24 protein-coding genes are annotated in these 25568 nt (G+C 73.0%); 7 read left to right on the top strand and 17 right to left on the bottom strand.

Going from position 1 to position 25568, the window contains the following annotated elements:
• Positions 1–46 precede the first annotated feature (46 nt).
• Both ACSU6L_RS37035 and ACSU6L_RS37030 read right to left on the bottom strand, forming a co-directional pair.
• Positions 47–1270: a PP2C family protein-serine/threonine phosphatase gene (locus ACSU6L_RS37035; RefSeq protein WP_437064066.1), complete on the bottom strand. Its 1224-nt coding sequence runs from the start codon at positions 1268–1270 to the stop codon at positions 47–49.
• A 282-nt stretch (positions 1271–1552) separates the two neighbouring features.
• Positions 1553–2392 carry a SigB/SigF/SigG family RNA polymerase sigma factor gene (locus ACSU6L_RS37030; protein ID WP_437064065.1) on the bottom strand — a complete coding sequence of 280 codons (840 nt, stop codon included), beginning with the start codon at positions 2390–2392 and terminating at the stop codon, positions 1553–1555.
• A gap of 186 nt (positions 2393–2578) precedes the next feature.
• Here ACSU6L_RS37030 and ACSU6L_RS37025 point away from each other — a divergent pair, with 186 nt between their 5' ends.
• From ACSU6L_RS37025 to ACSU6L_RS37015, 3 genes are all read left to right on the top strand, one after another.
• Positions 2579–3046 carry an ATP-binding protein gene (locus tag ACSU6L_RS37025; protein ID WP_437064064.1) on the top strand — a complete coding sequence of 156 codons (468 nt, stop codon included), beginning with the start codon at positions 2579–2581 and terminating at the stop codon, positions 3044–3046.
• Between the two features lie 103 nt (positions 3047–3149).
• Positions 3150–4910 carry a SpoIIE family protein phosphatase gene (locus ACSU6L_RS37020; RefSeq protein WP_437064063.1) on the top strand — a complete coding sequence of 587 codons (1761 nt, stop codon included), beginning with the start codon at positions 3150–3152 and terminating at the stop codon, positions 4908–4910.
• Between the two features lie 40 nt (positions 4911–4950).
• Complete coding sequence (locus ACSU6L_RS37015; RefSeq protein ID WP_437064062.1) at positions 4951–5475, top strand: hypothetical protein; 525 nt, start codon at positions 4951–4953, stop codon at positions 5473–5475.
• A gap of 18 nt (positions 5476–5493) precedes the next feature.
• Here the strand turns inward: ACSU6L_RS37015 and ACSU6L_RS37010 are convergent, their stop codons facing one another.
• The 5 genes from ACSU6L_RS37010 to ACSU6L_RS36990 form a co-directional block, all read right to left on the bottom strand.
• Positions 5494–6678: a carboxylate-amine ligase gene (locus ACSU6L_RS37010; protein ID WP_437064061.1), complete on the bottom strand. Its 1185-nt coding sequence runs from the start codon at positions 6676–6678 to the stop codon at positions 5494–5496.
• A 117-nt stretch (positions 6679–6795) separates the two neighbouring features.
• Positions 6796–7074: a DUF6355 family natural product biosynthesis protein gene (locus ACSU6L_RS37005; protein ID WP_073943994.1), complete on the bottom strand. Its 279-nt coding sequence runs from the start codon at positions 7072–7074 to the stop codon at positions 6796–6798.
• Positions 7075–7235: 161 nt separating this feature from the next.
• The gene (locus ACSU6L_RS37000; protein WP_437064060.1) at positions 7236–8147 is read right to left on the bottom strand and encodes a DMT family transporter; all 912 of its coding nucleotides are present in this window, start codon (positions 8145–8147) and stop codon (positions 7236–7238) included.
• 182 nt (positions 8148–8329) lie between these two features.
• Positions 8330–8923 (bottom strand): tellurite resistance TerB family protein, encoded by a 594-nt coding sequence (locus tag ACSU6L_RS36995; protein WP_437064059.1) that lies wholly within the window; start codon positions 8921–8923, stop codon positions 8330–8332.
• Between the two features lie 142 nt (positions 8924–9065).
• A complete protein-coding gene (locus ACSU6L_RS36990) occupies positions 9066–9962 on the bottom strand; it encodes an oxygenase MpaB family protein (RefSeq protein WP_437064058.1) in 897 nt (298 codons plus the stop codon).
• Between the two features lie 79 nt (positions 9963–10041).
• Between ACSU6L_RS36990 and ACSU6L_RS36985 the strand changes: the two genes are divergently transcribed.
• On the top strand, positions 10042–11229 hold the full coding sequence (locus ACSU6L_RS36985; protein WP_437064057.1) for a spore photoproduct lyase family protein: 1188 nt from the start codon (positions 10042–10044) through the stop codon (positions 11227–11229).
• A gap of 8 nt (positions 11230–11237) precedes the next feature.
• Here ACSU6L_RS36985 and ACSU6L_RS36980 read toward each other — a convergent pair whose 3' ends face one another.
• The 6 genes from ACSU6L_RS36980 to ACSU6L_RS36955 all read right to left on the bottom strand — a co-directional run bounded on the left by ACSU6L_RS36980 (position 11238) and on the right by ACSU6L_RS36955 (position 17509).
• On the bottom strand, positions 11238–11735 hold the full coding sequence (locus ACSU6L_RS36980; protein ID WP_437064056.1) for an MSMEG_6728 family protein: 498 nt from the start codon (positions 11733–11735) through the stop codon (positions 11238–11240).
• Positions 11736–11738: 3 nt separating this feature from the next.
• Positions 11739–12644: an SDR family oxidoreductase gene (locus ACSU6L_RS36975; RefSeq protein WP_437064055.1), complete on the bottom strand. Its 906-nt coding sequence runs from the start codon at positions 12642–12644 to the stop codon at positions 11739–11741.
• 93 nt (positions 12645–12737) lie between these two features.
• Entirely contained in the window at positions 12738–14357 is a 1620-nt protein-coding gene (locus ACSU6L_RS36970) for a phytoene desaturase family protein (protein WP_437064054.1), read from the bottom strand.
• Entirely contained in the window at positions 14350–14844 is a 495-nt protein-coding gene (locus ACSU6L_RS36965) for an SRPBCC family protein (protein ID WP_437064053.1), read from the bottom strand. The genes ACSU6L_RS36970 and ACSU6L_RS36965 overlap by 8 nt, the downstream gene beginning before the upstream one ends.
• A gap of 128 nt (positions 14845–14972) precedes the next feature.
• Positions 14973–16391: an FG-GAP-like repeat-containing protein gene (locus ACSU6L_RS36960; RefSeq protein WP_437064052.1), complete on the bottom strand. Its 1419-nt coding sequence runs from the start codon at positions 16389–16391 to the stop codon at positions 14973–14975.
• Between the two features lie 134 nt (positions 16392–16525).
• A complete protein-coding gene (locus ACSU6L_RS36955) occupies positions 16526–17509 on the bottom strand; it encodes a trypsin-like serine peptidase (protein WP_437064051.1) in 984 nt (327 codons plus the stop codon).
• A 413-nt stretch (positions 17510–17922) separates the two neighbouring features.
• Between ACSU6L_RS36955 and ACSU6L_RS36950 the strand changes: the two genes are divergently transcribed.
• On the top strand, positions 17923–19821 hold the full coding sequence (locus ACSU6L_RS36950) for a CASTOR/POLLUX-related putative ion channel (protein WP_437064050.1): 1899 nt from the start codon (positions 17923–17925) through the stop codon (positions 19819–19821).
• A 150-nt stretch (positions 19822–19971) separates the two neighbouring features.
• Entirely contained in the window at positions 19972–20934 is a 963-nt protein-coding gene (locus ACSU6L_RS36945; protein ID WP_437064049.1) for a YihY/virulence factor BrkB family protein, read from the top strand.
• A gap of 78 nt (positions 20935–21012) precedes the next feature.
• Here ACSU6L_RS36945 and ACSU6L_RS36940 read toward each other — a convergent pair whose 3' ends face one another.
• From ACSU6L_RS36940 to ACSU6L_RS36925, 4 genes are all read right to left on the bottom strand, one after another.
• A complete protein-coding gene (locus ACSU6L_RS36940) occupies positions 21013–22392 on the bottom strand; it encodes an alpha-lytic protease prodomain-containing protein (protein ID WP_437064048.1) in 1380 nt (459 codons plus the stop codon).
• Between the two features lie 139 nt (positions 22393–22531).
• Positions 22532–23479 carry a LysR substrate-binding domain-containing protein gene (locus ACSU6L_RS36935; protein WP_437064047.1) on the bottom strand — a complete coding sequence of 316 codons (948 nt, stop codon included), beginning with the start codon at positions 23477–23479 and terminating at the stop codon, positions 22532–22534.
• 256 nt (positions 23480–23735) lie between these two features.
• On the bottom strand, positions 23736–24449 hold the full coding sequence (locus tag ACSU6L_RS36930; RefSeq protein ID WP_437064046.1) for a hypothetical protein: 714 nt from the start codon (positions 24447–24449) through the stop codon (positions 23736–23738).
• A 79-nt stretch (positions 24450–24528) separates the two neighbouring features.
• On the bottom strand, positions 24529–24705 hold the full coding sequence (locus tag ACSU6L_RS36925) for a hypothetical protein (protein WP_437064045.1): 177 nt from the start codon (positions 24703–24705) through the stop codon (positions 24529–24531).
• A gap of 184 nt (positions 24706–24889) precedes the next feature.
• Here ACSU6L_RS36925 and ACSU6L_RS36920 point away from each other — a divergent pair, with 184 nt between their 5' ends.
• Positions 24890–25507, top strand: a complete 618-nt coding sequence (locus ACSU6L_RS36920) for a TOPRIM nucleotidyl transferase/hydrolase domain-containing protein (protein WP_437064044.1) — start codon at positions 24890–24892, stop codon at positions 25505–25507.
• Positions 25508–25568 lie beyond the last annotated feature (61 nt).

The following is a 25568-nucleotide window of genomic DNA, read 5'->3' as shown; positions in this document are numbered from 1 at the left end:
TCGGTCAGTTCCAGCGCGGATGTGTTCAATGCCAGTGCCGGCGCGTTCAGTTCCAGCTCAGGTGAACGACGGCCACGTCGTCGGCCAGGCCGCCCCGCTCCTCGGCCAGTTCCTCGGCCCTTTCGATCAGACGGTCCACGAACGCCTCGGGCGGCAGCCCGGCCGCCTTGCGAGCGAGGGCCAGCAAGCCCTCCTCCCCCAGGCGCTGGGGGCCGCGGCTCACATGCCCCTCGAAGAGTCCGTCGGTGAAGAGGACCACCGAGTCCCCCCTCGGCACCGGCAGTTCGGCCATCGGCCAGTGCGCGCCGCCGGGCAGCATGCCCAGGGCCGGCCCGCCGGGCACCTCGACCCACTCCACGTCGTCGCCGCCGCGCCGGAGCAGCCCGTGGTGGCCCGCCCGTACGACATGGGCGCGTTGTTCACCCGGTACGGCGGCCAGGCTGACGAGGGTGGCGAAGACCTCCTCGCGGGCCCGCTCGGCCACCAGCAGCTCCTCCAGCCGGGTCATCTGCTCGGAACCGGCGATGCCGCTGAGCACCAGGGTGCGCCAGGCGATCCGCAGGGCCACGCCCAGCGCCGCCTCGTCCGGCCCGTGTCCGGAGACGTCGCCGACCAGCGCGTGGACGGTGCCGTCGGCGCTCTGCACGATGTCGTAGAAGTCCCCGCCCAGCAGGGCCTGCGCGCGGCCGGGCCGGTAGCGGGCCACGACGTCGACGCCCTCGGCGCGCAGCAGCGGGCGGGGCAGCAGCCCTCGTTCCAGGCGGGCGTTCTCCTGTGCCTGCATCTGACTGGCCTGGAGGGCGACCGCCGCCTGTTCGGCCTGCTTGCGCTGGATCGCGTAACGCACCGCCCGCCCGAACAGTTCCGGCTCGACCCGGCCCTTGACCAGGTAGTCCTGTGCGCCGGCCGCGACCGCGGCGAGGCCGGTCTCCTCCTCGGCGAGCCCGGTGAGGACGACGACCGCCACCTGTTCGGCGTGCGCCTGGAGCAGGGAGACCGCCTCCAGGCCCTGGGCGTCCGACAGGTGCAGATCGAGCAGGACGCAGTCGGGCACCTCCGTCGCGAGCGCCTGGGCGGCCTCGGTCAGCGACCGGACCCAGCGCAGGCGCATCTTGAGGGCGCTGTCGGCGACCAGTTCCTCCACCAGCAAGGCGTCACCCGGGTCGTCCTCCACGAGGAGGACCGACGGCTCCGGCCGTTCCCATTCCGCCTCGGCTCCCACCCGAGCCGCTCTCATCAGCTCGGCAGCACGAGCCTGCGACGTCACCATCGTCCCGACCTTCCCCGCCCCGTAACCGCCGTTCGCCGTCCGCCGGTTGCCGCCTCACGACGGTCGACCGAATCCCGAACGGCGAACGGATCTTCACCAATCACCCACATGATGCCCGGGGTACCCCCGCCATCGTCATCGACCCCGGGCGCAGGCGATGAGATCACGGACCCGGGCGGGGTCGGCGACGGAGTTCGCGGCGTCGACGGGACGCCGTACACGCCGTCGGCGCACCGGAGCCGACGGGCCGTCCGGGCGCCGACGGACCGGCCGCCGACTCGCTCACGACCTTGGCAGCAGGTCCGCCCGCAGCCGGGCGAGCAGCCTGCTGAGCAGACGTGAGACATGCATCTGGGAGACGCCGAGGCGCTCACCGATCTCCGCCTGCGTCCGTTCCTCGACGAAGCGCAGGTGCAGCAGAAGGCGGTCACGTTCGTCCAGTTCGGTGATGCGCGGAGCCAGTGCGTGGATGTCCTCGACGAGGTCGAACGCCGCCTCCTCGGTGCCGACGAAGTCGGCGAGGGCGGCCTCCCCTTCCTCGCCCTGCCCTATGGCCGCGTCCAGCGAGGCGGACGTGTAGCCGTTGGAGGCCAGCATGGCCTCGACGACCTCCTCCTCGGGCAGGCTCATCAGCTGGGAGAGCTCCCGCACGGTCGGGGTGCGGCCCAGTCGGCCGGTGAGTTCCTCGGTGGCTCGGGCGAGTTGGACACGTGCCTCCTGAAGGCGGCGGGGCACGTGCACGGCCCAGGAGGTGTCCCGGAAGAACCGCTTGATCTCGCCCACGATGTACGGGATCGCGAAGGTGGTGAACTCGACCTCGCGGGACACCTCGAACCGGTCGATGGCCTTGATCAGTCCGATCACCCCGACCTGGACGATGTCCTCCATCTCGTCCTGGCCCCGGCCGCGGAACCGTCCGGCCGCGAACCGGACCAGCGACAGGTTCATCTCGATCAGCGTGTTGCGCGCGTACTGGTGCTCGGCGGTGCCTTCCTCCAGTACGGCCAGGCGCTCCAGGAACAGCCGGGTGAGTGCCCTGGCGTCCTGCGGGGCCACCTGGGCAGGGTTCTCCAGCCCCGGAAGCGTCTTCGCGCCCATGTCAGTCGTCACCGAGGTCGTCATCGTCCGCCCATCCCGAGATTCCGGCTGTTCTGTCGGCGCCTACCCGCAAGTCCACGTGCTATGCCGCCGGGTGATGTCACTGGGGGCACTGAGGGCACTGCCTCGCCAAGTCCGGGGTATGCGGAAAGGACGGCACGGCGATCCGCGTAGACGAAAGAGCCACGACCCGCACACGAGGAACCCTGCATGGAGAACTCGCTCGAGCAGCAGGCGACGGGTGTCCGGACGGCGGACCAGCACCCCCGCTTCGACCTGACCTGTACCTGGAACCCCACGGTCCCCGACGTCGCCGAGGCGCGCCGTGCCGTCGTCGATCTGCTGAAACGGATCGACCGGCCTCCGAGCGGACGGGCGGCCGAGGACGCCTGCCTCGTGGTCAGCGAACTCGTCACCAACGCCGTCCGGCACGCCCCGGGCCCCTGCGCCCTGATGCTGAACGTCAGCCCCGACGGCCGATCGCTGCGGATAACCGTCCGGGACACCTCCCCCAGGCCGCCCCGGCTCCAGCCCCGCGACCCCAGCCGGGTCGGCGGGCACGGACTGCGCCTGGTGCGCTCCCTGAGCCTCGGACTGGAGACGACATTACGGGCGACGGGGAAGGACGTCACGGCCACGGTGTCGCTGGACCCCGCGTGCCACGCGGATCACCACTGACCGACGCCGGTCCGTGGTCCTCGATATGCGGTACGCCCCTCTCTGATCCAGGATGGGATGAAAAGTCGTCCAGGTCAGGACAGCGATCAGAAGAGGGAAACAGGTGGCCGCTGAACGACCGCCGCCGTCGTGGCTGCTGCCCGGCATCCAGGGCCGTCCACGACAGGCGCCGAGCACTGTGGGCGACCTGCTGGACGGGGAGTGCGACTGCGGACTGCTGCGCCGGATCGTCGAAGAGACCCTGGCCCCCGTGATGATGCTCGACGAGCGGCTTCGCTATCTCTACGTCAATCCCGCGTGGGTCCAGGTCAGCGGGGTCCCCGCAGCGGCGTTCCTGGGCCGGCCGCTGGGCGAGGTGCTGCCCGACGTCTCCTGGCCCGACGACGTACTGGTGAAGGTGCTGGAGGACGGGCAGCCCCGCGAGGTGACCGTGACGGGCACCACGCGTGTCCCCTCTCACCTGGGCCGCAGGCTGTGGCGTGGGGTCTTCCACCGGGTGCGGACCAGTGACCGGAACCTCGCCGTGTGCGGGATCGGCGTCGAGGTCAGCAACCTGCGCCGGTACCTGGACGACCTCGAGAACGCGCACCAGCGGCTCGCGCTGCTGGACATCGCGGCCACTCGGATCGGAACCACGCTCGACATCGAGAGCACGTGCGAGGAGCTGGCCGACTTCCTGGCGCCCTCGATGGCCGACGTCGCCGCGGTCGGGATCGTCGAGGACGAGTTCCGCGGTACGCCTGCTCCAGGGATGCTGCGGCTGCGCAAGACGGCGCTCTCGGCCCCGCCGGAGCTGAGATGGCAGTTGCGCCATCTGGGCGGGCCGGACGAGTACCTGGACGTCCCGCGGACCTCGGTCCCACGGCGGTGCATGGACACCGGGCGGCCGTGGCTCGGCAATCTCGCGACGGACGAGCTGTTCGAGAAGGTGACGCTGGACCCGGAGCGGGTCAGGATCTTCCGCGCGGCCGGCGTCCACTCGCTCCTCATCGTCCCGCTGCCCACCACGGGACGCTGCGTCGGTGTCGTGATCCTGGGGCGGGCCGGTGCGTCGGCGCCGTTCGACGAGGACGACGTCGTCACGGCCCAGGGCGTGGCGGGACGAGCGGCCGTCGCCATCGACAGCGCGCGCCGGTACACCCACGAGCACACCATGGCACTGGAGTTGCAGCGTGCCCTGCTGTCCGAGCCGGGCAGCCCCCATGCCGGCCTGGAGGTCGCCACCCGCTATCTGCCCGCCGGCCGCAGCGCCCTCGTCGGCGGTGACTGGTTCGACTCGATCGCCCTGTCCGGCGGCCGCACCCTGCTGGTGATGGGCGACGTGATGGGCCACGGCTTCCAGGCGGCCGTCACGATGAGCCAGTACCGCTCCCTGTTGCGTACCGTCGCCGCCTCCGACCTGCCCGTCGACGAGATCCTCGGCGAGGTCGACCGCCGGGTGACGCACATCGGCCTCGATCGCGTCGCCACCTGCCTTCTGGTGCTGATGGATCCTCAGGCCGGAACCTGTACCGCCGCCACCGCCGGGCACCTCCCGCCGGTCGCCGTTCACCCCGGGGGCGCCTCGGAGGTGCTGTGGCTCCCGGCCGGACCACCCCTCGGGGCCGAACTCGGGGACTACGGGGCCGTCACCGTCCCGACCGAGCCCGGCACGGTGCTGCTGCTGTTCACCGACGGGCTGGTGGAGCAGCGCGGCACGGACATCGACACGCAGCTGCACGCCCTCACCGATCTGCGGCTTCCCACGGAGGGCCCGCTGGAGGACATGCTCGACACCCTCCTGGCCCGGCTGTCGCACGGCGCGTACGAAGACGACGTCGCGTTGCTCGCCGCCCGTCAGCGGCCGGGCCGGGCCCTGTCGTAGGGTCGCCTCGGACAGATCATCAGACCGAGGGAGCCGACGAGTGTCCGACCTGGACTTCTACGCCCATGTCGCCGCTCACCGCGACGTGCTCGGGGCGGGGCTCGGTTCCTCCCCCGCCGCGTGGGAGTCCGCCGTCGGAGCGGACTTCCTCGATGTTCCCGGCCGCGGGTTCCTGCGGCGGGACTACGGCCTCGTCGAGGTGACGTTCATGCCCACGGGTGACCGCGCGATGGCATGCACCGGCTTCGGCGTGCAGATCCACCGGCTGATCCACGACCGGTCCGCGACCATCGTCCCCAAGCGGCTGTCGCACAGGTACGGCGCCTTCCGGCCCCGGGTCGGGTACGAGGAGCTGCGAGCCGTCATCCTGTCGATGGGCCGCACCGTCCGACGCATCGAAACACAGGACCGGACCGACCATGTGCGCCGGTACTCGGTGACGGAGTCCGGCGCACGCATATACATCATCGCGGACGCCGATCCCTATGGTTCCGGCGACCACGACCCGGACGAACACCAGGTGGGCGATGTGTGGTCCATGCATGTGACGCCCGCCGGTACCTGACGGCCCTCACCGGCTTCATCAGGCCGTCCCGGCGGCGAGCAGGTGGTCGACGACGTCGGTGAGGCTGGCGCGGCGCCGGTAGGCGGCGCGTTGGCGGTCGGCGCCGTTGCCGCCGGTGCGCAGGCGCGTCCATCCCGCGGTCACCAAGTCCAGATCACCGAGGCGCCGCAGCGCGGGGCGAACCCACGTCAGCAGCCGCTCGACCCGTACGGTCGCGGGGACGAGCCGGCCGGCGGGGAGGTCGGCGCTGGAGCCGGCCAGGCCGTCGCGGGCGGCGCGCCAGCAGGCCGCGCGCAGGAGTTCGGGCTGCGGGCGGGGTGCCGGCTCGCCCGCGTCGATCACGCTGAGCGCCGTGGCGACCATGGCTCTCACGAGTGCGGCGACCAGGACGGTGTCGTCGGCTGTGGCGGCGGCGTCGGCCACCCGCACCTCCAGGGTCGGCACATGGTCCGAAGGCCGGATGTCCCAGTACAGGCCGCCCCGGTCCATGACGGCGCCGGCCTCCATGACGGAGCCGACGAGGTCCTCGAAGTGCGCGGGCGACTCGAAGTGCGGCGGCGGTCCGGCGACCGGCCAGCGTGCCAGGGCCATGGTGCGCCAGCTGGCGTAGCCGGTGTCCCGTCCCATCCAGTAGGGGCTGTTGGCGGACAGGGCGATCAGTGCCGGAAGCCAGACCCGCAGATGGTTGCTGACTTCGAGCGCGACGGCCAGGTCGGGCACGCCGATGTGTACGTGGCAGGCGCATGCCGTCTGATCGTCGTCCAGCGCGCGGAAGGTGGCCAGGCTGCGGGCGTAGCGCTCTCCCTCGGAGATGACGGGGGGAGCCGTCGGCCGGCCGAGAACGGGGGCGCCGCTGGAGATGATGTTCAGGCCGTGCCGGGCGGCGGCGGCCGCGACGACGGCCCGCGTGGACCGGATCTGTTCGTGGAGTTCTTCCATGACGGTGTGCGGATCGCTTCGGATCTCGACCTGATACCGGGTCAGTTCGGGACCGACCCGGTCACCCAGTCCCAGGGAGGAGGCCTGCGCCACGACCTTGGGCGCCTGTGGGCTCACTCTCCTGGTCAGCGGGTCCACCAGGAGGTATTCCTCCTCCACGCCCACCGTCAGCGGCTCAGGCCCCGCCGCGGCGGCGAGGCGCCGGCCGCGGTGACTGGAGAAGCGCGCTTCCCCGTGCGAATCGCCGTCAGCTTCACTGGTCACGTCACCAGGGTGTCACGGAATGTGATTCTCATGGAGCGTCAAGAAGCGCCAATGGCCGCCCTCCGGCGCCCGGGCGGGAACCGGCGAGGTTCCCGCCCGGGTCGCGACGGCACGCTGTCAGCAGGTTCGCCCGGTGTAGAACGCGCCGTCGATCTTGCTCGCGGAGCCGAGCCAGGTGCGGCCGGGACCCACGCACTGTTCGTAGTTCGGGCCCCAGACCTCCACCTCGATGACGACGTGGGAGCCGTCACTGGTGCAGTGGTTGTAGTAGGCGTCGGACCCGGTCTCGTAGAACCCGCAGGGGTCCGCGGCCGCGCCGGGGGCGGTGGCCACCGACAGGCCGAGTCCCAGAACGATGCCGCTGAGGGCGCTCACCAGGGAATGACGAAGCGTCAACGCGCTGCTCCTTGTCGCAGAACGCATGCCGGGCGGTCCGGCGTTGCAGGGAAAAGCGTCGCGGAACCCACGAGGAAGGGCCGCCGATCTCACCCGCACGAGGAACCAAACCATCACTTCGGGTGGCCGCCCCGGAAGAGGTCCTGGCGGCCGCTTCCCGATCAGCTGTCCGTGTCCGCGGACCCTTGAACTCCGGTGCCGGAGGGTTCCCCGCCGGCCAGCGTGCGGGCGAGGGGCAGCCGCGAGAGGGTGAGGACGCCTGCGGCGATCAAGGCGACGCCCAGCAGCTGGGGCAGGAGCCACCAGCCGGTTCGCACGTCCTCGGCGTAGAGCGTGATGCCGAGCGCCAGGCTCACGAACGCGTCGCCCAGCGTGATCGCGGGCTGGGACGCGACGAGCGGTCCGGCCTGCATCGCGTTCTGCAGGAAGAACAGCGCGCACGCTCCGAACAGGGCGAAGCCGTAGGTGGTCCAGGTGGCGAGGAAGGCGGCGAGGCCGTCGTCGTCGAGTGTGTGCATCGATGTCTTCAGCAGCGCCGCCGTCACCGCGTACGAGACGGCGGTGGCCAGCCCGAAGCAAGCAGCACGGGCGCGCCCTTCCGGCCGGCGCAGCCCGGCGGCCACGAGCCCGGCGAGCGCGGCCACGCAGACGGCGAGGGCCGGGATCCACCGGTCCATCGGCACATGGGTGAGGTTGTCGTCCGGTGCCGCGGCGACCAGCGCGAGGGCGAGTCCGGTCACCACCGCGCAGACCGCCACCCAGCCGCGGCGGGACAGCCGCCCTCGCAGCAGTACCGTGCCGAGCACCAGAGCGAGCGGCAGTTCGAGCACGAGCAAGGGCTGCACGATCGTCAGCGGCCCGGTCGCGAGTGCGACGGCCTGGCAGACCGCAGCGGTGATCACGGCGAGGATGCCCACGAGCCATACGGGGCGCCGCACCAGATCGAGCATCAGCCCGGCCCGCAGGCTGCCGGACCAGGGCACGGTCAGAGCGGCCTTGCGCTGAAGGACCGTGGCCAGGGCGTTGCTGAACGCGGCGGCCAGCGCGAACAGGACGGACAACAAGAAGTCCACCGTGGCGGTCCTCCGGCATGATGAAGACGACCCACCCCCGTCCCCGCCATCCTCAGCCCCGTCGGCCCCGCTCCCCGCGCACCACGGCCAGGCGTGTCGCGCGGCGGTGATCGCGAGGACCGGGCCGGCTCCTGGAGGGAGGCCGGCCACGGGCACTCACGGTCGGTGTGCGGTCGGACGCCTCAGACTCCGAACTCCGCCGGGGAGATGCCGAGGGCGTGGCACGCCTCGCGGACCGCGTGCTGCTCGTTCATGTCGAAGTGGCCGTCCGCACCGGCGACGACGATGCCGGTCTGGATGACCGCGCGGGCCTCGGTGGGCTTCTTGGCCGCCTTGGCGATGACCTGGAGGGCCTCGGTCCGGCCCGCCTCGAAGTTGGTGAGGAGCCGGTCCACGTGCTGGTTGAACCGCTGGCGGAGCTGGTCCGCCGGGAAGTTCTGCAGGACCTCGTTGGTGACGATCAGCTCCTCCACGCGCTGCCGCTCGGCGGGCTCCACCTGTCCGTCGGCCGCGGCCACGAGCGCGCACATCGCCATGCTGGCGTCCCGGTAGGCGCCGCTCTTCAACTCGGTCTTCACGGACGCCAGCTGAGACTTGAACAGCCCGATCACCTGGGCCTTGGTACCGCCGGAGGACGAACCCGGCCCGTGCCCGTGCGCCTGGCCGTGCCCCTGGCCGCCGAACGGTCCCGCGTGCCCTCCGCCCGCCCCGCGAGCACCCTGGGCCTGCTGAAGACTTCTGGCCGCCTGGTCCTTGATCCGGTCCCACATTGCCACTGGTGCCACCTAAACCCTTGCAGCTGTCGGTCGCGGTCGTCGATCACGCCGCTCTGTCGGATGAACGCCTTCCCGGGATCGGGAGTTCCCCATCGGCAAAGAGACAGCAAAACGACGGGCGCCGCAAAGGTGTGTGACCCGTTCAGACGCGGCTGCCGCGCGTGGTGTCCCGGGCCGGGGCGATCGCCCACCGGATCCCCGCGGTCACCGCCGTGCCGAGCGGCCGTACGCACAGGTCCTCGGCGACCGGGAGGCGCGGCAGCCACAGCGCCCGGGAGGCCCAGGGCGGCAGGAGCGAGACGGCGCTGGCGGCGACGGCGCCGTAGGGCACCCGGGCGAGGAGCGGGACGGGCGGGCGCAGCAGCAGATAGCGCGCCGTGCGGCGCGCCTCGGGTGTGGCCCGCAGCTCGCGGCGGTAGGCGGCGAGCCGTTCGGCGAGTCCGGCACGGTCGGTCGGCGGGTCGGGTACGCCGAGCGCGCCCGCGATGCGCGCCATGTCGGCGACGTACCCGTCGCAGCCGGCGTCGTCCAGCGGGTGGGCGCCGTAGCGCTGGTGGGCGCGCAGGAAGCTGTCGACCTCCGCGATGTGGACCCAGCACAGCAGGTGCGGGTCCGCGGCGGAGTAGGCGATTCCGTCGGCGGTCGTGCCGCGCACCCGCTGGTGGACGGCCCGGACGCGGTCGCAGGCCGCCTGCGCGCTGTCGGCGGGGCCGTAGGTGGTGACGGCGAGGAAGGTGCTGGTCCGTTGCAGTCGCCCCCAGGGGTCGCCGCGGAAGCCGGAGTGCGCGGCCACGGCGGCCATGGCCAGGGGGTGCAGCGACTGGAGCAGCAGGGCGGACAGGCCGCCGATGAACATCGAGGCGTCACCGTGCACCCTGCGGATCGGCCGGTCGGGGCCGAACCAGCGGGGACCGGGCGCGCCGTGGATGAGAGCACGGTTCCGCGCGCCTTCCGGCCCGGCGACCCGGGAGAAGATCGCCTCACCCACCCGGTCCCGCAACGGGACGAGGCCGAGGTCGAGGCTGGGGATGAGTCTCATGATGGCGCCTCCTCCCCCTAGAGTGGGGCGAGAGGTCCGTCCCGTCACCTCCCCTCGCACCACCCGCACCGGAGCACCCATGCACCACCCGTCCTCCGCCTCGGACGCCGACTCCGGCACGCTGTTCGGCCTGGACGCGCTCGGTCCCGCCCCGGCGTCGCCGGTTCCGTCGACGGGCGAGGGCCCGTCCTTCCGGGACTCCGCCGCCGCCCGCCGTCTGCTGCCGGTACGCGAGATCCACGCCGAGCCGGCGGCGGCCGCCTCCCCGCGCGGCCGGCAGATCATCGCCCGGTTCCCGGAGGCGAGGGTGGTCACCGTGGACTCCCACTGGCGCATCCCCGGACTGCACGGCAACGAGGGCAACGTGGAGCGCTGGGTCCGCGTCAAGGGGGAGACGCTGGTCCTGGGCGAGAAGAAGACCCTCACCACCCGCCCCAACGGCCGGTCCGCCGACTGGATCGCCCCCGGCCCCTCGAACGGCTGCGCCATGGCCTGCGCCTACTGCTACGTGCCGCGGCGCAAGGGGTACGCCAACCCCGTCACCGTCTTCACCAACATCGACCGGATCATCGCCCACCTCGCCCGGCACGTCGCGCGGCAGGGTCCGAAGACCGAGCCGAACCAGTGCGACGCCGAGTCCTGGGTCTACGACATCGGTGAGAACGGCGACTGCTCGGTGGACGCGCTCATCTGCGACAACACGGCGGACCTCGTGCACGCCTACCGGCGGTGGCCGACCGCCAAGGCGTCGTTCGCCACCAAGTTCGTCAATCCGGACCTGCTGGCGCTCGACCCGCGCGGCCGTACCCGGATCCGCTTCTCGCTGATGCCGCCGGACGACTCCCGGCTGCTCGACGTGCGCACCTCACCGGTCGCCGAGCGCATCGGCGCCGCCGCGGACTTCCTGGACGCCGGGTACGAGGTGCACTTCAACCTCTCCCCCGTGGTCCTCCGCCCCGGTTGGCAGGACGCCTGGGGGGAGTTGCTGAGGCACCTGGACGACGTGCTGCCGACGCGGGTGAAGCGGCAGGCCGCCGCCGAGGTGATCATGCTGACGCACAACCGTGAACTGCACGAGGTCAATCTCGGCTGGCATCCGCGTGCCGAGGAGGTCCTCTGGCGGCCGGAGCTCCAGCAGGCCAAGCGCTCGGAGAACGGCGCGCTCAACGTCCGCTACCGCAACGGCGTCAAGGCGGAGGCGCTGGACGAGCTCCGTGCCCTGATCCGCCGCCACGCGCCCTGGCTGCGTGTCCGGTACGCCTTCTGAGCGGCTGCTCAGCGGGCGCCCCCGTCGGTGGGATCGTGCCGGGGCTCGCGGTCCGACGGCGGCCACACGTAGGGCAGGTCGTCGGGCACCCCGGGGAACAGGTCGGCGTACGTCTCCCGGTCCTTGCGGACGAGCGCCGAGCGGTGGCTCTCGTGGAAGGCCTCGTCGCCGAGCCAGGGCGGCAGCTCGCCGGCGGCCGCCAGCTCCGCCTGGCCGCGCACCGGGGCGCCCGGCCGGTGTGCGGCGAGCCCCGCGACCAGGGAGGCGGCGCAGCTGTCCTGGTGGCCCTGCTCCCGCCAGACACGGCAGATCTCCAGGCCGTACCGCACGAGTGCCTCCTCGTACCCGGACCACATCCGTACGGCCGGGTGCCGGCGCCAGCCGTAGCCGGGTACGGTCAGGCCGCGCAGGACCTGCAGTGCCTCGACCCGCTGCTTGCCCAGGCGGCGGCGGTCCAGGAGCAGGGCCGTCTGCCGGAAGTCGGGGTGGGGCAGGAACGTCTGCATCGGTCACCGGTCCCCTTCCCGCCCGGCGTCCGTGCCCGCCGCGGCCTCGTCCGCGCGGCCTCCGGCGCCCAGCAGGCCCGTGGCGTCGAGGGCGATCCGGGCCTCGAGCGAGGGCAGCCGGCGGCGCGAGACCCGCAGCACCACGGGTGGCAGCGCCGCGCGTGTCACCTGGGCGAGGCGCAGCCAGCCGGGGACGTACACGGCGGTACGGCGGTGTTCCACGGCCCGGGCCAGCGTGGCGGCGGTCTGGTCCACCGGGTACACGCGCCGGGCGGGCGGCGGCATGTGGTTGCGCAGCTCCCGCAGCACCGGGTAACGGTCGGCGTCGCGGATCATGTCGGTGTCCGTCCAGTTGATGTAGGCGATGCCGACGGCCACCCCGCGATGTGCCTCCTCGGCCCGCAGCGAGTGGACGAAGGCCTCGACGCCCGACTTCGAGGCGCAGTAGGCACTCATCATGGGGGCGGCGCCGAAGGACGCCAGCGAGCCGATCTGGAGGTAGTACCCGGCGGTCTCCCGCAGGTCCGGCAGGAACGTCCGGGCCGTCATGGCGCTGCCGGTCAGGTTGACGTCGATCACGCGCCGCCACCGGTCGGGGTCCGAGGTCGCGAAGGGGCCGCCCTCCGCGATCCCCGCGTTCGCCACGACGACCGAGGCCGGCCCCAGCCGGTCCCGTACCCGCTGGGCGGCGCGGCGCAGTCCCGCGTCGTCGGTGATGTCGACCTCATGGACGAGCGCCGACGCCGGTGCCGGCAGGGAGCGGGCCACCGCCTCCAGGGCGTCCTTCTCGTGGCCGAGCAGGGCGAGCCGGGCGCCGCGGCGGGCGAGTTCCAGGGCCAGGGCGGCGCCCAGGCCGCGGGCGGCTCCGGTGATCACGACGGTGCGGTTCACGAGTGGGCCGTAGTGCATGGGACCGTCCGGGCCTCTCTCCCCCGTTCCCTGCCCCCCGTCTGCCCGCGCCGCTCTCCCCCGGTCGCTCCCCGTGCCGTCGGCGCCGGCCGCTCACAGCTTGCGGCCGGTGCGGTCGCGGCGGGCCAGTATGCGCTGCGCCCGTGTCCTGCCGGGCGGCAGGCGTCGGCGCAGGGCCGCGCGGGCGGCGTTGGAGCCGGGAGCGCCGTGGACGCCGCCGCCCGGGTGGGCACTGGCGGACGCCAGGTACAGCCCGGCGACGGGGGTCTCCGGGCGTCCGGTGCCGGGGAGCGGGCGGAAGAGGAGTTGCTGGTGGATGGATGTCGTGCCGCCGTTGATGGCTCCGTGGTGCAGATTCGCGTCGAGCGCCTGCAGCGTGGGCGGGGCCAGGACGCGGCGGGCGCGGATCACGGAGCGGAATCCGGGTGCGAACCGTTCCACGTGGCGTTCGACACGGTCGGCCATGATCTCCTGCTCCGCTGCGCTCCAGGCGCCGGTCAGGCCTTCGTCGCCCGCGTCGGAGCGGACGTCGACGGGCACGTGGGTGTAGGCCCACGCGGACTCGGTGCCCCTCGGCGAGCGTGAGGCGTCGGCGGTCGTCATCTGCCCGAACAGGGCGAACGGGCGGTCGGGCACCTGCCGCATCGCGATCTGCGCGGCGAACCTGGTCAGCTCGTCCACGCCGTCCGCGAGGTGCACGGTGCCGGCCCGGGCCGCCTCCTCGGCGGTCCAGGGCACCGGCGCGTCGAGCGCCCAGTCCACCTTGAAGGTGGCGAAGTCCCACTGGAAGCGCCGCAGGTCGTCCTGTATCTGGTCGGGCAGGTGCTCCGGAGCGACGAGGCCGCCGTAGAGGGCGGGCGCGGACACGTCCGCGAGGACGGCGCGCCGGGCCTCGAACGCCTCGCCGTCGGCCGTGCGCACCCCGACCGCCCGACCGCGCCGGACGACGACCTCGTCGACCCTGCGCCCGCAGTGCAGGACGCCGCCCCGGGCGAGCAGCCGCCGGGTCAGTGCCGTGCTGAGGGCGCCCGAGCCGCCCAGCGGCACGGGAAACCCGTACGTCTGTCCGAGCATGGACATCAGCCAGCCGAAGCCGCCGCTGCCGGCCGCCTCCGGTGCCAGATCGGCGTGCAGCGCGTTCCCCGCGAGCAGCAGCCGGCCGCCCGCGCCGCGGAACTCCTCCTCGCCCAGTCGCCGTACCGGCAGCAGCAGACTGCGGGCGAGCCGCAGCCCGCCCGTGCCGCGCAGCCGTACGGCGAGGCGGGCACCGGCCCGCACGGGCGGGAAGGGGGTGAACAGGGCGTCCAGCAGCTCGGGGCGGATGCGCTGCCACACCTCGTGCAGCCGGCGCCAGGCGTCGCCGTCCCCCGGTGCGAAGGCGTCCAGGGACTTCGCGGTGACGCCGAGGTCGCGGTCGAGGACGGCGCAGCCGCCGTCGCTCAGCGGGTGGGCCAGCACGTGCGGCGCGTGGCTCCAGCGCAGGCCGTGGTCCTCCAGACGCAGTCCGGCCAGGACCGGGGAGGCCGCGGCCAGCGGGTAGAAGGAGCTGAACAGGTCGCTGACGAACTCGGGATCGACGCCCTGGTCGTGGCGCACGGCGCCGCCCGCCTCGTTCTGCTCCTCCAGGACCGTCACGCTCCAGCCGGCGTCGGCCAGCAGATTGGCCGCCACCAGTCCGTTGGGTCCGGCCCCGATCACCACCGCGTCAGGCATGAGCGCCTCCGGGGGAGCCCACCCCCGCCTGCGCGCCCCCTCCGGTCTCCGCCCCGGCCGTGGCCTCGCAGAGCCGGGCGAGGCGGGCGAGCATGGCGCGGTGGCGCAACTGGATCAGCGCCTCGACGCCCACGTTGTGCAGCCGGCCGCCGGCGCCGCGCAGCGGGTGCTCGTCCACCAGCACCAGGCAGTGCTCGCCCCAGGGCCGCAGTTCGATGGCGATCCGCGCGGTGCCCAGCCAGCCGGCCTTCGCCTCCAGCTCGAGTGCGACGCCCTCCTCGCAACGCCGTACCACGGTCTCGTTGGTCAGCGTGGCCGGGCCGATCCGCACCTCGTAGCCGATGGCCGCGTCCTGCTGCGGCCATCGGCCCCGCACGGGCCGCGAGGACGTCGTGCCCACCACCCAGTCCGCGTAGCGGGTCCCGTCGGCGAGGACGGCCCACACCGTTCGCGGACTGGTCTTGATCAGACAGTGCCGGACCGCCATAGCCGTCTCCCGCCGCTCGCGCTCGTTTCCGTGCGTCCGTCACCGCGGAGTGCCCCTGCGCCGCCGAGGTGAAACGAGGGTGCGGGTGGCGGGGGTGGCTTCTGGTGTTCTGTCGGGCGGTGCCGGGGTCACTGGTGGAACGCGGAACCGAACCGCGCTCCCGGCACCGGGGCGGCGAGCGTGCGCGGCCCGAACGAGACCGATCCGGCCGGGTCGACTCCGGAGCCGGACCCGGCGAGGACCCACACGGCTCCCGTGCCCCCGTTCTCCTTGGGGGCCGAGACGGCGACGTGTCCGCCGACGACGGCGACGGCGCTGCCGAAGGCGTCGCCGTTCTCGGCTGTGCCGGGCACACCGGCCGTGTTCTGGCTGACGGCGACGGCGCCGCGGCCGGTGATGCCCGCCGCGCTCCCGGGCAGGACGGCGAAGCCGCCGGCGTCGACGCGGCCGGCCAGGTCCTCGCCGGGGACGCCGGTGACGACGTCGGCGTATCCGTCGCCGGTGACGTCACCGACGCGGACGTCGGTGCCGAAGCGGTCGCCGTTCTCGCCGGTTCCGGGGACCCCGGATGTGTTCTGGCCGATGAACGCGGCCCTGGGCGCGAAGCCCTCGGCGGTGCCCCGTACGACCCCGACGAGACCGCCGCCGGCCGCGCCGGGCCGTCCGAAGACGACGTCCTGGCGGCCGTCGCCGTCGGTGTCGCCGAGCCCGATGCTCTCCGCCGACACCGTGTCGGCGGCGATGACCGGTCCCGCCTCCAGGCCTCGGTCGCCGCCTCTCAGCAGCCGCAGCCGTATCGCCGTGGAGCCGCCGGTGCCGGCCGAGGCGGCGCTGATCACGAGATCGGTCACGCCGTCGCCGTCCACGTCGCCCGCCCGCAGCGCGCGGACGCCGCGGATCCCGGCGTCAGGCGCGACGAGCGGCGTGGTGCGGGCGGCCTGGCCGGTCCGGCCGATGGGTCCGTACCGCAGCCGGTCGGCGCTCGCCAGGTCCAGGTGTCCGTCGCCGTCGAAGTCGCCGGCTTCGGTGGCCGACCGGCCGGTGCCGAGCGAGGCGCCGGTGGCGAGTCCGCCCACTCCTCCCCACAGCACGGTCTGCGTTCCCGTGTCGCGGGCGTCGCCGACGTCCTCGCCCGGCGCGGTGACCACGAGGTCGGTGAATCCGTCGCCGTCCAGGTCCGCCGCCTCCAGCGAGTCGCCGAAACGGTCCCCGGTCTCGGCGGTGCCGGGAACGCCGTAGCGGTTCTGGCTGATGATCTGGCGTTTGACGCCGTCGGGCCCCGCGGCCATGCCGTAGACGACGGCGACGTAGCCCGCACCGGACCTGCCGCCTACGGTGCCCCCGGGAGCGGCGATCGCCACGTCGGCGTGTCCGTCGCCGTCGAAGTCGGCCCGCGTGGGCACCGCGGGGTGCGGGCTGGAAGCACTCGCGCGGGAGGCGCGGGAGCTGTCCCCGTACGCCCCCGCCGATGCCGTGCTCGACAGCACGATGACGGCGGAGGCAGCGGCGACGGCGACGGCGGAGGCTTGAAGTGTTCTGGAATACAAGGGGAACCCCCTGGGGGCGACGAGGGGCCGGTCGCTTCTGACGCGTGCTCGGTAGTCACCAAGACCCGCCGCGCACGGCAAGGGTTGTACGCCGTTCCCCTGCCGCTCGTCGGCACCCGCCGCCCCCGCTGTCGCTAGGAGGTCTGCGCCTTGTCGTACAGGGCCTTCGCCTCGTCGCCGAAGTACGGGCCGAACATGCGGTTCGGCAGGAACGTGTAGCCGAAGCTGTTCACGGAGACCTGCAGACCGGTGCCGGTCGCCTCGCTGAAGCCGGTGAACCACGGACCGCCGCTGGAGCCGCCCGTCATGTTGCAGCCGAGACTGTGGTCCTGCGAGAAGAGGAAGTCCCTGGAGCTGTTGCCGCTGCAGTAGACGAGCTTCGTCCCGTCGTACGGCGAGGCGGCCGGGAAGCCGAAGGCGTACATCGCCTTGTTGTAGCCGCCGTTGAACTGGATGCCCTGCGCGCCGACGACCGAGGTGAGCGTCCGGCCGTTCAGCGGGGCGACGACCGCGGCGCCGATGTCGTGGTTGATGTCCTCGCTCGCCTCCCACTGCGGGGTGGTGAGCGTCTTGGTCGCGGTCCACTGGCCGTACGGCGCGTTGCCGTTGTCGTAGGCGGGCACGAAGACCCAGTTGGTGTGCCAGCTGCCCTGGTACTTGACGCAGTGCCCGGCGGTGATGACGGTGCTGGCGTTCTGGCTGGTCACGGCGTTGCCGGAGCAGGAGGCGGTGCGTCCCTGGAAGGTGAAGAACACCCGGCCCGACGTCTTGACGACGGCGCCGCCGCCGCTCCACGCGCCACCGGCCTGCGGGAAGGCGGCGGGGCCGGCGGTGGGTTCGACGGTCGTCGTCCGTCCACCGGTGGCAGGGGTCTTCAACTGCCGGGCGGCCCGCGGGGTCAGCAGCAGATCGAGCGGGGTGGCGCCGCGCATGCGGTCGGCGGTCCAGAAGGCGCGGGCCGAGTGCTGTTCGGCGACGGAGGAGGTGCGGGCCGGTACGGACTGTCCCGAACCGCTGTGGGGGGCTGCCGCGTTGGCCGTGCCGGCCTCGACGAGCCCGCCGGTGAACAGGGCTCCGACGGCCAGCAGAATGCCCGCGGCTGTGCGATGGCGTCTCACGCATGTCTCCTTCTGCCGTGCCCGGGCTTCCGCGTACGGGCAGGGTGGGGTTCGAAGAGCGGTGCGGATAGACGTGCGTGAGGCAGCGTGCCACGGAAATAGTGTTCTGTCAGGGGCGCGTCAACGTAATTCCTTCCGGCGCGGGCGGCCGCCGGACCGGACAGCACACGCGAGCGCCATACCCCTCAACAAAGTGTCCCGCTTTGGCAGTTGACGAGTCCGAGGCAGAGGCTTGGACCGGACCGAACCCTTGACAGTCTTTCTGTCACTTCTTAAATAGCCGAGCCGTGCCGTCGCGGCTCGGCCGCTCGTGGGATCTGCCCGAAGGTGTGAACTCGCCGCGGTCCTCGTCCGTCGCGGCCGCCGAGCCAGCACACTGCCGGCGGGGATGTACCGCGACAGGGGGGACAAGGGTGGCGCCGCGGCGTACTCCGCTCGGAGACAGGGTTCGTTACTGGTTCGACAGCACGCTCACACGCGGTGCCCCCGCCCTCGTGGGCTGGCTGGCCCTGCTCTGTCTGGCGGTCGTGGTTCCGGCCAGCACGATCCTGGTGTGGACCGACCCGGACGCACCGGCGTCCCGCCTGGACAGGCTGGTGCAGGTGTGGCGCCACACCGGGGAGACACTGCGACTGGGCGGCGCCACCGGGACACCTGTGCGGGTGCTGCTGTCCGTGCTGCTCGCCCTCGTCGCCCTGCTGTACGTCTCCACTCTCGTCGGCCTGATCACCACGGCGTTCACGGAACGGCTCACCGCGTTGCGCAGGGGCCGTTCCACCGTGCTGGAAGAAGGGCACGCAATCGTCCTGGGCTGGTCCGAGCAGGTCTTCACGGTGGTGGGCGAGCTGGTGGCCGCCAACGCCAACCGGTACGGCGCGGCGGTGGCCGTGCTCGCCGACCGGGACAAGACCGAGATGGAGGAGGCGTTGAACACGAAGGCCGGTCCCACCGGCCGCACGCGGCTGATCTGCCGCAGCGGCCCCACCACCGACCCGGCCGTGCTCTCCCTGACCAACCCGGCCGCCGCCGGCGTCGTACTGGTCCTTCCCCACGACGCACCCGACGCCGACGCCCAGGTGGTCAAGACGCTGCTGGCGTTCAAGGCCGCGCTGCCCGGCGGCGAGCCGGGCCCGCCCGTCGTCGCCGCCGTGCGGGACGACCGGTACCGGCTCGCGGCCTCCCTCGCCGCGGGGCCGGGCGGCATCGTCCTGGAGAGCGACGTGATCACCGCCGCGCTGATCGTCCAGGCCGCCCGCCGCCCCGGTCTCTCCCTGGTCCACCGCGAACTGCTGGACTTCGCCGGGGACGAGTTCTACCTGACCAGCGCGCCGGCCCTGGTCGGACGCCCGTTCGGAGACGCGCTGCTCGCCTACGCGACGTCGAGCGTCGTCGGACTGATGCGGGACGTCCCCCTGCTCGGTCCGCCGCCGCACACGCGGATCGGCCCGGACGACCTGCTCGTCGTCATCTCCCGCGACGACGACACCATCTGGCTCGACGACTGCTCCCACCTGGCCGACGACACGGCGATGGCCTGTGCGCAGTCGGCGCCGGCCCGGCCGGAGCGGGTGCTTCTGCTGGGCTGGAACCGCCGAGCGCCCCTCATCGTCGACCAGTTGCGCCGCTGCGCCCGGCCCGGCTCGGCCGTCGACGTGGTCACGGACGCCTCGGACGCCACGGTCCGGCAGGTCGGTGACGCGGACAGCGGCGTCGGCGCCGGACTGACGCTGACACTGCACCAGGGCGACATCACCCGCCGCGACACCCTGCGCCGGCTGGAGATCGCCTCGTACGACAGCGTCATCGTGCTCGGCGAGGACTGCGCCCCCGACCGGCTGCCGGACGAGGAGCCCGACGACCGGACCCTCGTCACCCTCCTGCTGCTGCAGGAGCTGGAGCGGGCCACCGGACTGGAGCTGCCCGTGGTCACCGAGCTCATCGACGACCGCAACCGGGCACTGGCTCCGATCAGCCCGGGAGCCGACGTGATCATCAGCGGCAAGCTCATCGGTCTGCTGATGGCGCAGATCTCCCAGAACAGGCACCTGGCGGCGGTGTTCGAGGAGTTGTTCTCCGCCGAGGGCAGCGGGGTGCATCTGAGGCCGGCGGCGGAGTACGTCCTGCCGGGCCGCGAGACGGCTTTCGCCACGGTCGTGGCCGCGGCGCGTGAGCGGGGCGAGTGCGCCATCGGGTACCGGAGCCACGTCGACGCGTCGACGGATCCCGGCCACGGACTGCGGATCAACCCGCCCAAGAGCGAGAGACGCCGCTGGGACGACCGGGACGAAGTGATCGTCGTCGGAAAGAGCTGACAGCGGCGGCCAGGCGGGTTGCCCGGGTGGTGCCCGGCCGCACGCCTGCTTCGCGTGCGGCCGGGCAGACGGTATCCCGGGAGCCGGAGCGGCAGGCGCCCCGGTGATCGCGCTCGCTGCCGGCCCGAGGTGCGAGGAGAGACGCAGACGATGGGGACGGTCGTACACGTTCCGCAGACGCGGGACATGATCGGGGAGGAGCTCTCCGGCGACGAGGCCTTCACCGCGTTGCGGCACTACGGAGGCGTGCGGCTGCTGACCGACGCGTTCTCGCGGTTCCGGTACGCCGACGGCTTCACCAACGCGCGCGCCCTCGGCTTCCAGATCGTCCTGGGCCTGGTGCCCTTCATGATCGCCTTGGTCGGGGTGGCCACGGCCGCGCACACGGAGAGCGTCGGGCGGATCATCGAACTGACCCTGGGCAGGATCGTGCCGGGTGCCAGTGCGGAGGTGGTCGAGGAGGCGCTGGACGGCACCCGCCGCAGCGCCCACTCCGACGTCTGGGGCACGGTCGCGCTGTGGGTCGGGCTGGCCTTCTCGGTCCTCAATCTGGCCTCGGCCATGGGCCAGGTGGAGCGGGGCGCCAACCGCATCTACGGCATCGAACGCGACCGGCCCTTCCCCCGGAAGTACGGGCGGGCCCTGCTGCTCGCGTTCGCCGCGGGCGTCCCGATGGTCCTGGGCTTCCTCGTCCTGGTGGCGGGCGAGGCCGTGGGCGAGTCGACGGCCGAGGCCTTCGGCCGGCCCGGGGTGTCGGCGTGGTGGGAGGTCCTGCGGTTCCCGGTGGGCTTCGTCCTCGCCTGGGTCGCCTCCGCGGTCATCTTCCGCTGGTCGCCGCGGCGGGACCAGCCCGGCTACACCTGGCTCGCGTTCGGTTCGGCCGTCCACCTGGTGCTGTGGGTCGGCACCACGTGGCTGCTGACGCTGTACGTCGCCGAGAGCGGTTCGTTCGGTGCCGTCTACGGGCCTCTCACGGCGTTCGTGGCGCTCCTGCTGTGGGCCAACCTCACGGGCGTCGTGCTGTTCCTCGGCATCGCCTTCGCCGCTCAGCTGGAAGCGGCACGGGCCGGACTGACGTCCGCGGTACGGCCGGACCCCGGGCCCGGCCCCTGACGCGGGCCGCTCCCCGGACGTCCGGTCGGCCTCGTCCGGGGAGCGGTCGGTCACGCGGTGGTGCCCCGGCTCAGCGGCTCACGCCCGCTGCCACAGCGCCGGTACGTTCGGCGGCTCCCAGCCCGGTTGGGCCTGGTGACCCTGGAGGCACCGGTAGGTGGCGCCGCCGTAGGTGACGGTGTCGCCCGGCTGGTAGACGGTGCCGACCGCCCAGGTGCCGCCCGGCTCACCGGGCTCGCCCGGCTCCCCCGGCTCCCCGGGGTCCGTGGTCGTCCTGAGGGTCAGGCCGTAGTTCTGCAGCAGCGGGTTGATCGGCTGGAAGAACGTCGTACCGCCGCTGCTGCAGTTGCCGGAGCCGCCGGAGGTGACGCCCTGCGCCTGGCTGCCGGAGATGTAGGACCCGCCCGAGTCGCCGGGCTCGGCGCACACCGAGGTGCGGGTGACGCCGGTGATGGTGCCCTCGGGGTAGGTGACGCTGGTGTTGTGCTGCTGGATCGTGCCGCAGTGCCAGCCGGTGGTGGAGCCGGACCGGCACACGGACGCGCCGACCGGCGCCTGTGTGGACCCGGTGACCTGCACGTTCTGTCCGCCCGCGCCCTTGACGTACGGGGTCGCCGTCCACTGGGAGTTGGTGGCCACCCAGGCCATGTCACGGCCTGGGAAGGTCGAGCCCTGGAAGGTGCCCTGGGCCACCCGGTTGTGGCCGCTGGTGCTCGCCCCGGCCCGGCCGCAGTGCCCGGCGGTGGCGAAGCCGTGCTGGGTGCCCCGGGTGACGGGGAATCCGATCGAGCAGCGGCCGCTGTTGTCGATGTAGTACGCCTCGCCGCCGCGCAGGTCGTACAGGGCGCGGGGCCGGTCGTTGGTCCGCTCGACCCGGGCGAGGGAGCGGTCGACGCCGGCCGCGTCCAGGAGGGTGCGGGCCGCGGACGGGCGTACGGCCTGCACGACGACCGTGTTGGTGCGTACGTCGACGTACCGGACCGGCGCGTCGGTCGCGTCCTGACGTTCGGCCGCCCGGTCCAGGCGTGCCTTGGCCGCGTCCAGGTCGGCGAGGGAGTGGCGTACGACGGTGGCCCGCGCGCCCCGCGCCTCGATGACGCGTACGTCGTCGGCGTCCGTCGTCGCCACGGTGAGCGTGCCGGACTCGGCGCCGCGCACCCAGGCGCCCGCGAAGTCGTCGCCGAGGGCGGCGCGCAGGCGGCCCGCGGTGGCGCCGGCCTCGGCCTCGTTGGCCAGCCGCCGCTCCGCCTGCTGCCGGTTCAGACCGAGGTCGCGTTCCATGGCGCGGAGCAGGGCGGGCGCGGCGGCGTCGGTGCGCAGGGTCTCCGCGGCGGAGGGCGGAGTGGGGGCGACGGCCTGCCCGGCGCTCGCGGAGCCGCTGAGCCCGGCCACGAGCAGGGCGGCCGTCGCCGCCACGGCGGCACCCGTGGCTCTGGCCCGGGTGTGTCGTCGGAGCATGGGGGATCTCCTCGGTTCGGGTTTCTCACTCGGTGGGGAGGTGCCGAAACCGTAAGGAGGGTCAACCAACCCGCGTAAGGCATCGGTTGACCCTCTCCCCGGTGTTATGGAACGCGGCTGCCGCGCAGCCGGGGTCGCTTCACGGCACGCGGTGTGCCGCGAGCCATTCGGTGTAGCTGTCACTGCGCGCGGCCACGCCCGCGTGGGCCATGCGCGCCTGGGCGAGGACGGTGGCGGCGGTGTCCGCGTCCTGCGTCCCCCCGTGCCAGCCGAGCAGGTGCCGCCAGGCCAGGGGCGTGCCGCGCAGCGGCCGGGTGACGACGCCAGGGGTGGCCGGGAACGTGGCCCGGCACAGGCCGACCGCCCGGCCGACCTGGACGAGGTGCACCACGGACGCGGTGTCCGTCTCGTACACGCGGTGCGGTGTGAAACCGGCGCGGGCGCAGGAGGCGGTGAAGCAGTCCCCGAAGCATCCGTCGCCGGGCACGCACGCCCACTCCTCACCGGCGAGTTCGGTCAGGCCGACGTCGGGCGCGGTGGCGAGCGCGTGGTTCTCCGGCAGCATGACGAAAACCGGGTCGACGGCGATCTCCCGCCACTGAAGGCCCTCGGCGCCCGGCGGGGCGGCGGACCCGCACGTCCCGGCGAGGGCGAAGTCCAGTCGGCCTTCCGCGAGGAGGTCGGCCAGCTGCCGTTCGGACCAGGAGGCGCAGGTGGTCACGCGGGCGTCGGGCAGCGTGTCCGCGAGCCGGTCCACCAGGGCGCCGAGCAGCGGACCGTGGGTTCCGCCGAGCCGCAGGCACGCCGTGGCGCGCGGGGTGCGGGCGAACCGCGCCGCCTCCTGCTGCAGTTCGGTCACCGCGGGCAGGACGACGCGGGTGCGTTCGAGGACGAGTTCACCGAGTGCGGTGGCCCGCACGCCGTGCCGTCCCCGCTCGAACAGCTCACCTCCCAGGACCCGTTCGATCCGTCTGAGCTGTGCGCTCAGCGCGGGCTGTGCCAGCCCGAGCGCTGTCGCCGCCCTGGTGAGACTGCCGGCGTCGGCGATGGCCCGGACCGTCTTGAGATGCCGCAACTCCAGCTCCATGAGGGGAGCTTGCGTCGCCGGAGGGTCGGGGACAAGGGGTTGGTACAGACCAGTAGCGGGTTGCCGTGCGCGAGGGCGGCTAGGCCCTGTCGTCAAATTCCCGTCGTCCGCCCGGAGGGCGGGCCCGGTGGCGTCAGGTGCGTGCTCTCGGCGTGCCGGGCCCTGGTCCTCGTACCGGATGTACGTGGGCCAGGGCCCGGTGCGGCGAGAGTGCGCGCATGGCGTCGCCGGGCAGGCGGGAATTTGACGACAGGGCCTAGGGCAGGCGCTGGTGGGGCCGTGCGGTGGCTGCCCGATGGTGGTCGAGGAGGTACGGGTCGGCGAGACGTGCGTCGTCGACGCGGTCGTGCACGTCGGTGAGGAGCCAGTCCAGCAGTTCCGCGCCGGCGTCGTACTCGCCGTAGAACCCCATGGTCAGGTCGGTGATCTCGAACTCGCACAGCACGTCGTCGAGGAAGTCGGCGAGGTGGGCGTCGGCCGCCGGGGTGCGGGTGGCGGTCCAGGTGCTCAGCCACGGGCGCAGGCTCGCGTTGGCGACGGTGAGGAGACCGAGGGTCTTCCGGATGCGAACGGGGGTGGGGTGGGTGTGCAGCGTGCTCTGCCACCAGGTCTGCCAGACGTCGCGCAGGGCCTGGGCCAGCGGGGCGTCCCAGGTGGTCCAGCCCGCCCGGACCAGCCGGGAGGCGATGAGGTCCTCGTCGACGTGGAGCGTGCCGGTGACGGCGGAGCGGACGACGAGCGGGGCGAGACGGCGGTACAGGCGCGGGAAGTCGTCCCAGTGGTCGGGCGTCTCCGCGGCGACGGCGGCGAGCAGGTCGTCCGATATCCCGCTCAGCGGGCCGGAGAGTTCGGCGAGTTCCTGCTCGCCGTAGCAGTACGCGCACCCGGCGACGGTGAACGGCGCTTCGGATGCGAAGGCGTCGTCCAGCGCGTCGAGCGCGGTCTGGAGCTGACGCTGGGGACCGGACATGGCGACCTGCCAGGCGGACTCCGTCCGGACGACCGGCGAAGATCACAGGCTATCAGGCGGTGCCCCGGCGCGCCGACCGTCAGCGCCTGCGCCCCCGTGCCGCCCAGCCGCTGCCGACGCCCGCGAGGTGCAGGGCCAGCAGGGCGAAGCCGATCAGCATGACGTTGGTCGAGGTGAAGACGTCGTTGGTGGAGATGTCCGCCGCGTTGATGAGGAAGGCGATGAAGAGCAGGACCGCCGCGATGATGGCCAGCACGGTGTGCCTCCTTGGAGTCGAACGGATCGGCCGTGGGGACCGTGTCATGCGTATGCCCCCGGCCGCGTCCTGAACACCGGTCAGGCGGTTCGCCCGGTCGGCCGCGTTCCTCTGCAGTACCCGGCAGTGCCTCGGCAGCGGAAAATCCCTGCCGTGGTGGCCGAAAAGGGCGCAGACTCGTCCCATGGCTGACATGGGGGCGTTCCAGGAGGCGGTCACCACATGGGCGGCGGGTGGCCCCGGCGACCCCGCGCACGAGCTGGCCGCGCGGCTGTCCGTACGGACGGTCGTCCTCCTCGAAGGGCCCAGCGACGTCGCGGCGGTCGACGCGCTGGCCGCCGGCCGCGGCCGGGACCTGGCGGCGGAAGGCGTCTGCGTCCTGCCGATCGGCGGCGCGATGAGCGTCGGGCGCTTCACCCAGCTCCTCGGGCCGCCCGGTCTGGGACTCCGCCTCACGGGTCTTTGCGACGAGGCGGAGCGCCGCTACTATGCGCGCGCCCTGGAGCGGGCCGGTGCGGCCCGGCAGGAGTTCTTCGTCTGCGCGGCGGACCTGGAGGACGAGCTGATCCGCGCGCTGGGCGTGGCACGGGTGGAGGAACTCGTCCGCGCGGAGGGCGAGCTGCGCGCCCTGCGGACGTTCCTGCGGCAGCCGGCGCAGCAGGGCCGCACCGCACAGCAGCAGTTGCGGCGCTTCTTCGGTACGAAGAAGGGACGCAAGATCCACTACGGCCGCGTCCTCGTCGAGGCGCTCGTCCCCGACCGCGTACCCGCCCCGCTCGACGGCCTGCTCGCCGGCCTCTGACGCCTCTGGACCTGCGGGGCCGTCGGATGCCGGGGCGCCGGTCGTGGGTGATCCTGAAGGG

The sequence above is a fragment of the Streptomyces sp. enrichment culture genome (genome assembly GCF_964272855.1).
Lineage (GTDB): Bacteria > Actinomycetota > Actinomycetes > Streptomycetales > Streptomycetaceae > Streptomyces.
The sequence above is the reverse complement of the archived record's forward strand: the minus strand, read 5'-3'. Positions and strand labels throughout refer to the sequence as shown.

What these genes read in the sequence shown, in the direction of transcription:
- ACSU6L_RS37035 (WP_437064066.1), bottom strand. Translation starts at nt 1,270, where the DNA reads ATGGTGACGTCGCAGGCTCGTGCTGCCGAGCTGATGAGAGCGGCTCGG.
- ACSU6L_RS37030 (WP_437064065.1), bottom strand. Translation starts at nt 2,392, where the DNA reads ATGACGACCTCGGTGACGACTGACATGGGCGCGAAGACGCTTCCGGGG.
- ACSU6L_RS37025 (WP_437064064.1), top strand. Translation starts at nt 2,579, where the DNA reads ATGGAGAACTCGCTCGAGCAGCAGGCGACGGGTGTCCGGACGGCGGAC.
- ACSU6L_RS36990 (WP_437064058.1), bottom strand. Translation starts at nt 9,962, where the DNA reads ATGAGACTCATCCCCAGCCTCGACCTCGGCCTCGTCCCGTTGCGGGAC.
- ACSU6L_RS36985 (WP_437064057.1), top strand. Translation starts at nt 10,042, where the DNA reads ATGCACCACCCGTCCTCCGCCTCGGACGCCGACTCCGGCACGCTGTTC.
- ACSU6L_RS36980 (WP_437064056.1), bottom strand. Translation starts at nt 11,735, where the DNA reads ATGCAGACGTTCCTGCCCCACCCCGACTTCCGGCAGACGGCCCTGCTC.
- ACSU6L_RS36975 (WP_437064055.1), bottom strand. Translation starts at nt 12,644, where the DNA reads ATGCACTACGGCCCACTCGTGAACCGCACCGTCGTGATCACCGGAGCC.
- ACSU6L_RS36970 (WP_437064054.1), bottom strand. Translation starts at nt 14,357, where the DNA reads ATGCCTGACGCGGTGGTGATCGGGGCCGGACCCAACGGACTGGTGGCG.
- ACSU6L_RS36965 (WP_437064053.1), bottom strand. Translation starts at nt 14,844, where the DNA reads ATGGCGGTCCGGCACTGTCTGATCAAGACCAGTCCGCGAACGGTGTGG.
- ACSU6L_RS36945 (WP_437064049.1), top strand. Translation starts at nt 19,972, where the DNA reads ATGGGGACGGTCGTACACGTTCCGCAGACGCGGGACATGATCGGGGAG.
- ACSU6L_RS36940 (WP_437064048.1), bottom strand. Translation starts at nt 22,392, where the DNA reads ATGCTCCGACGACACACCCGGGCCAGAGCCACGGGTGCCGCCGTGGCG.
- ACSU6L_RS36935 (WP_437064047.1), bottom strand. Translation starts at nt 23,479, where the DNA reads ATGGAGCTGGAGTTGCGGCATCTCAAGACGGTCCGGGCCATCGCCGAC.
- ACSU6L_RS36930 (WP_437064046.1), bottom strand. Translation starts at nt 24,449, where the DNA reads ATGTCCGGTCCCCAGCGTCAGCTCCAGACCGCGCTCGACGCGCTGGAC.
- ACSU6L_RS36920 (WP_437064044.1), top strand. Translation starts at nt 24,890, where the DNA reads ATGGCTGACATGGGGGCGTTCCAGGAGGCGGTCACCACATGGGCGGCG.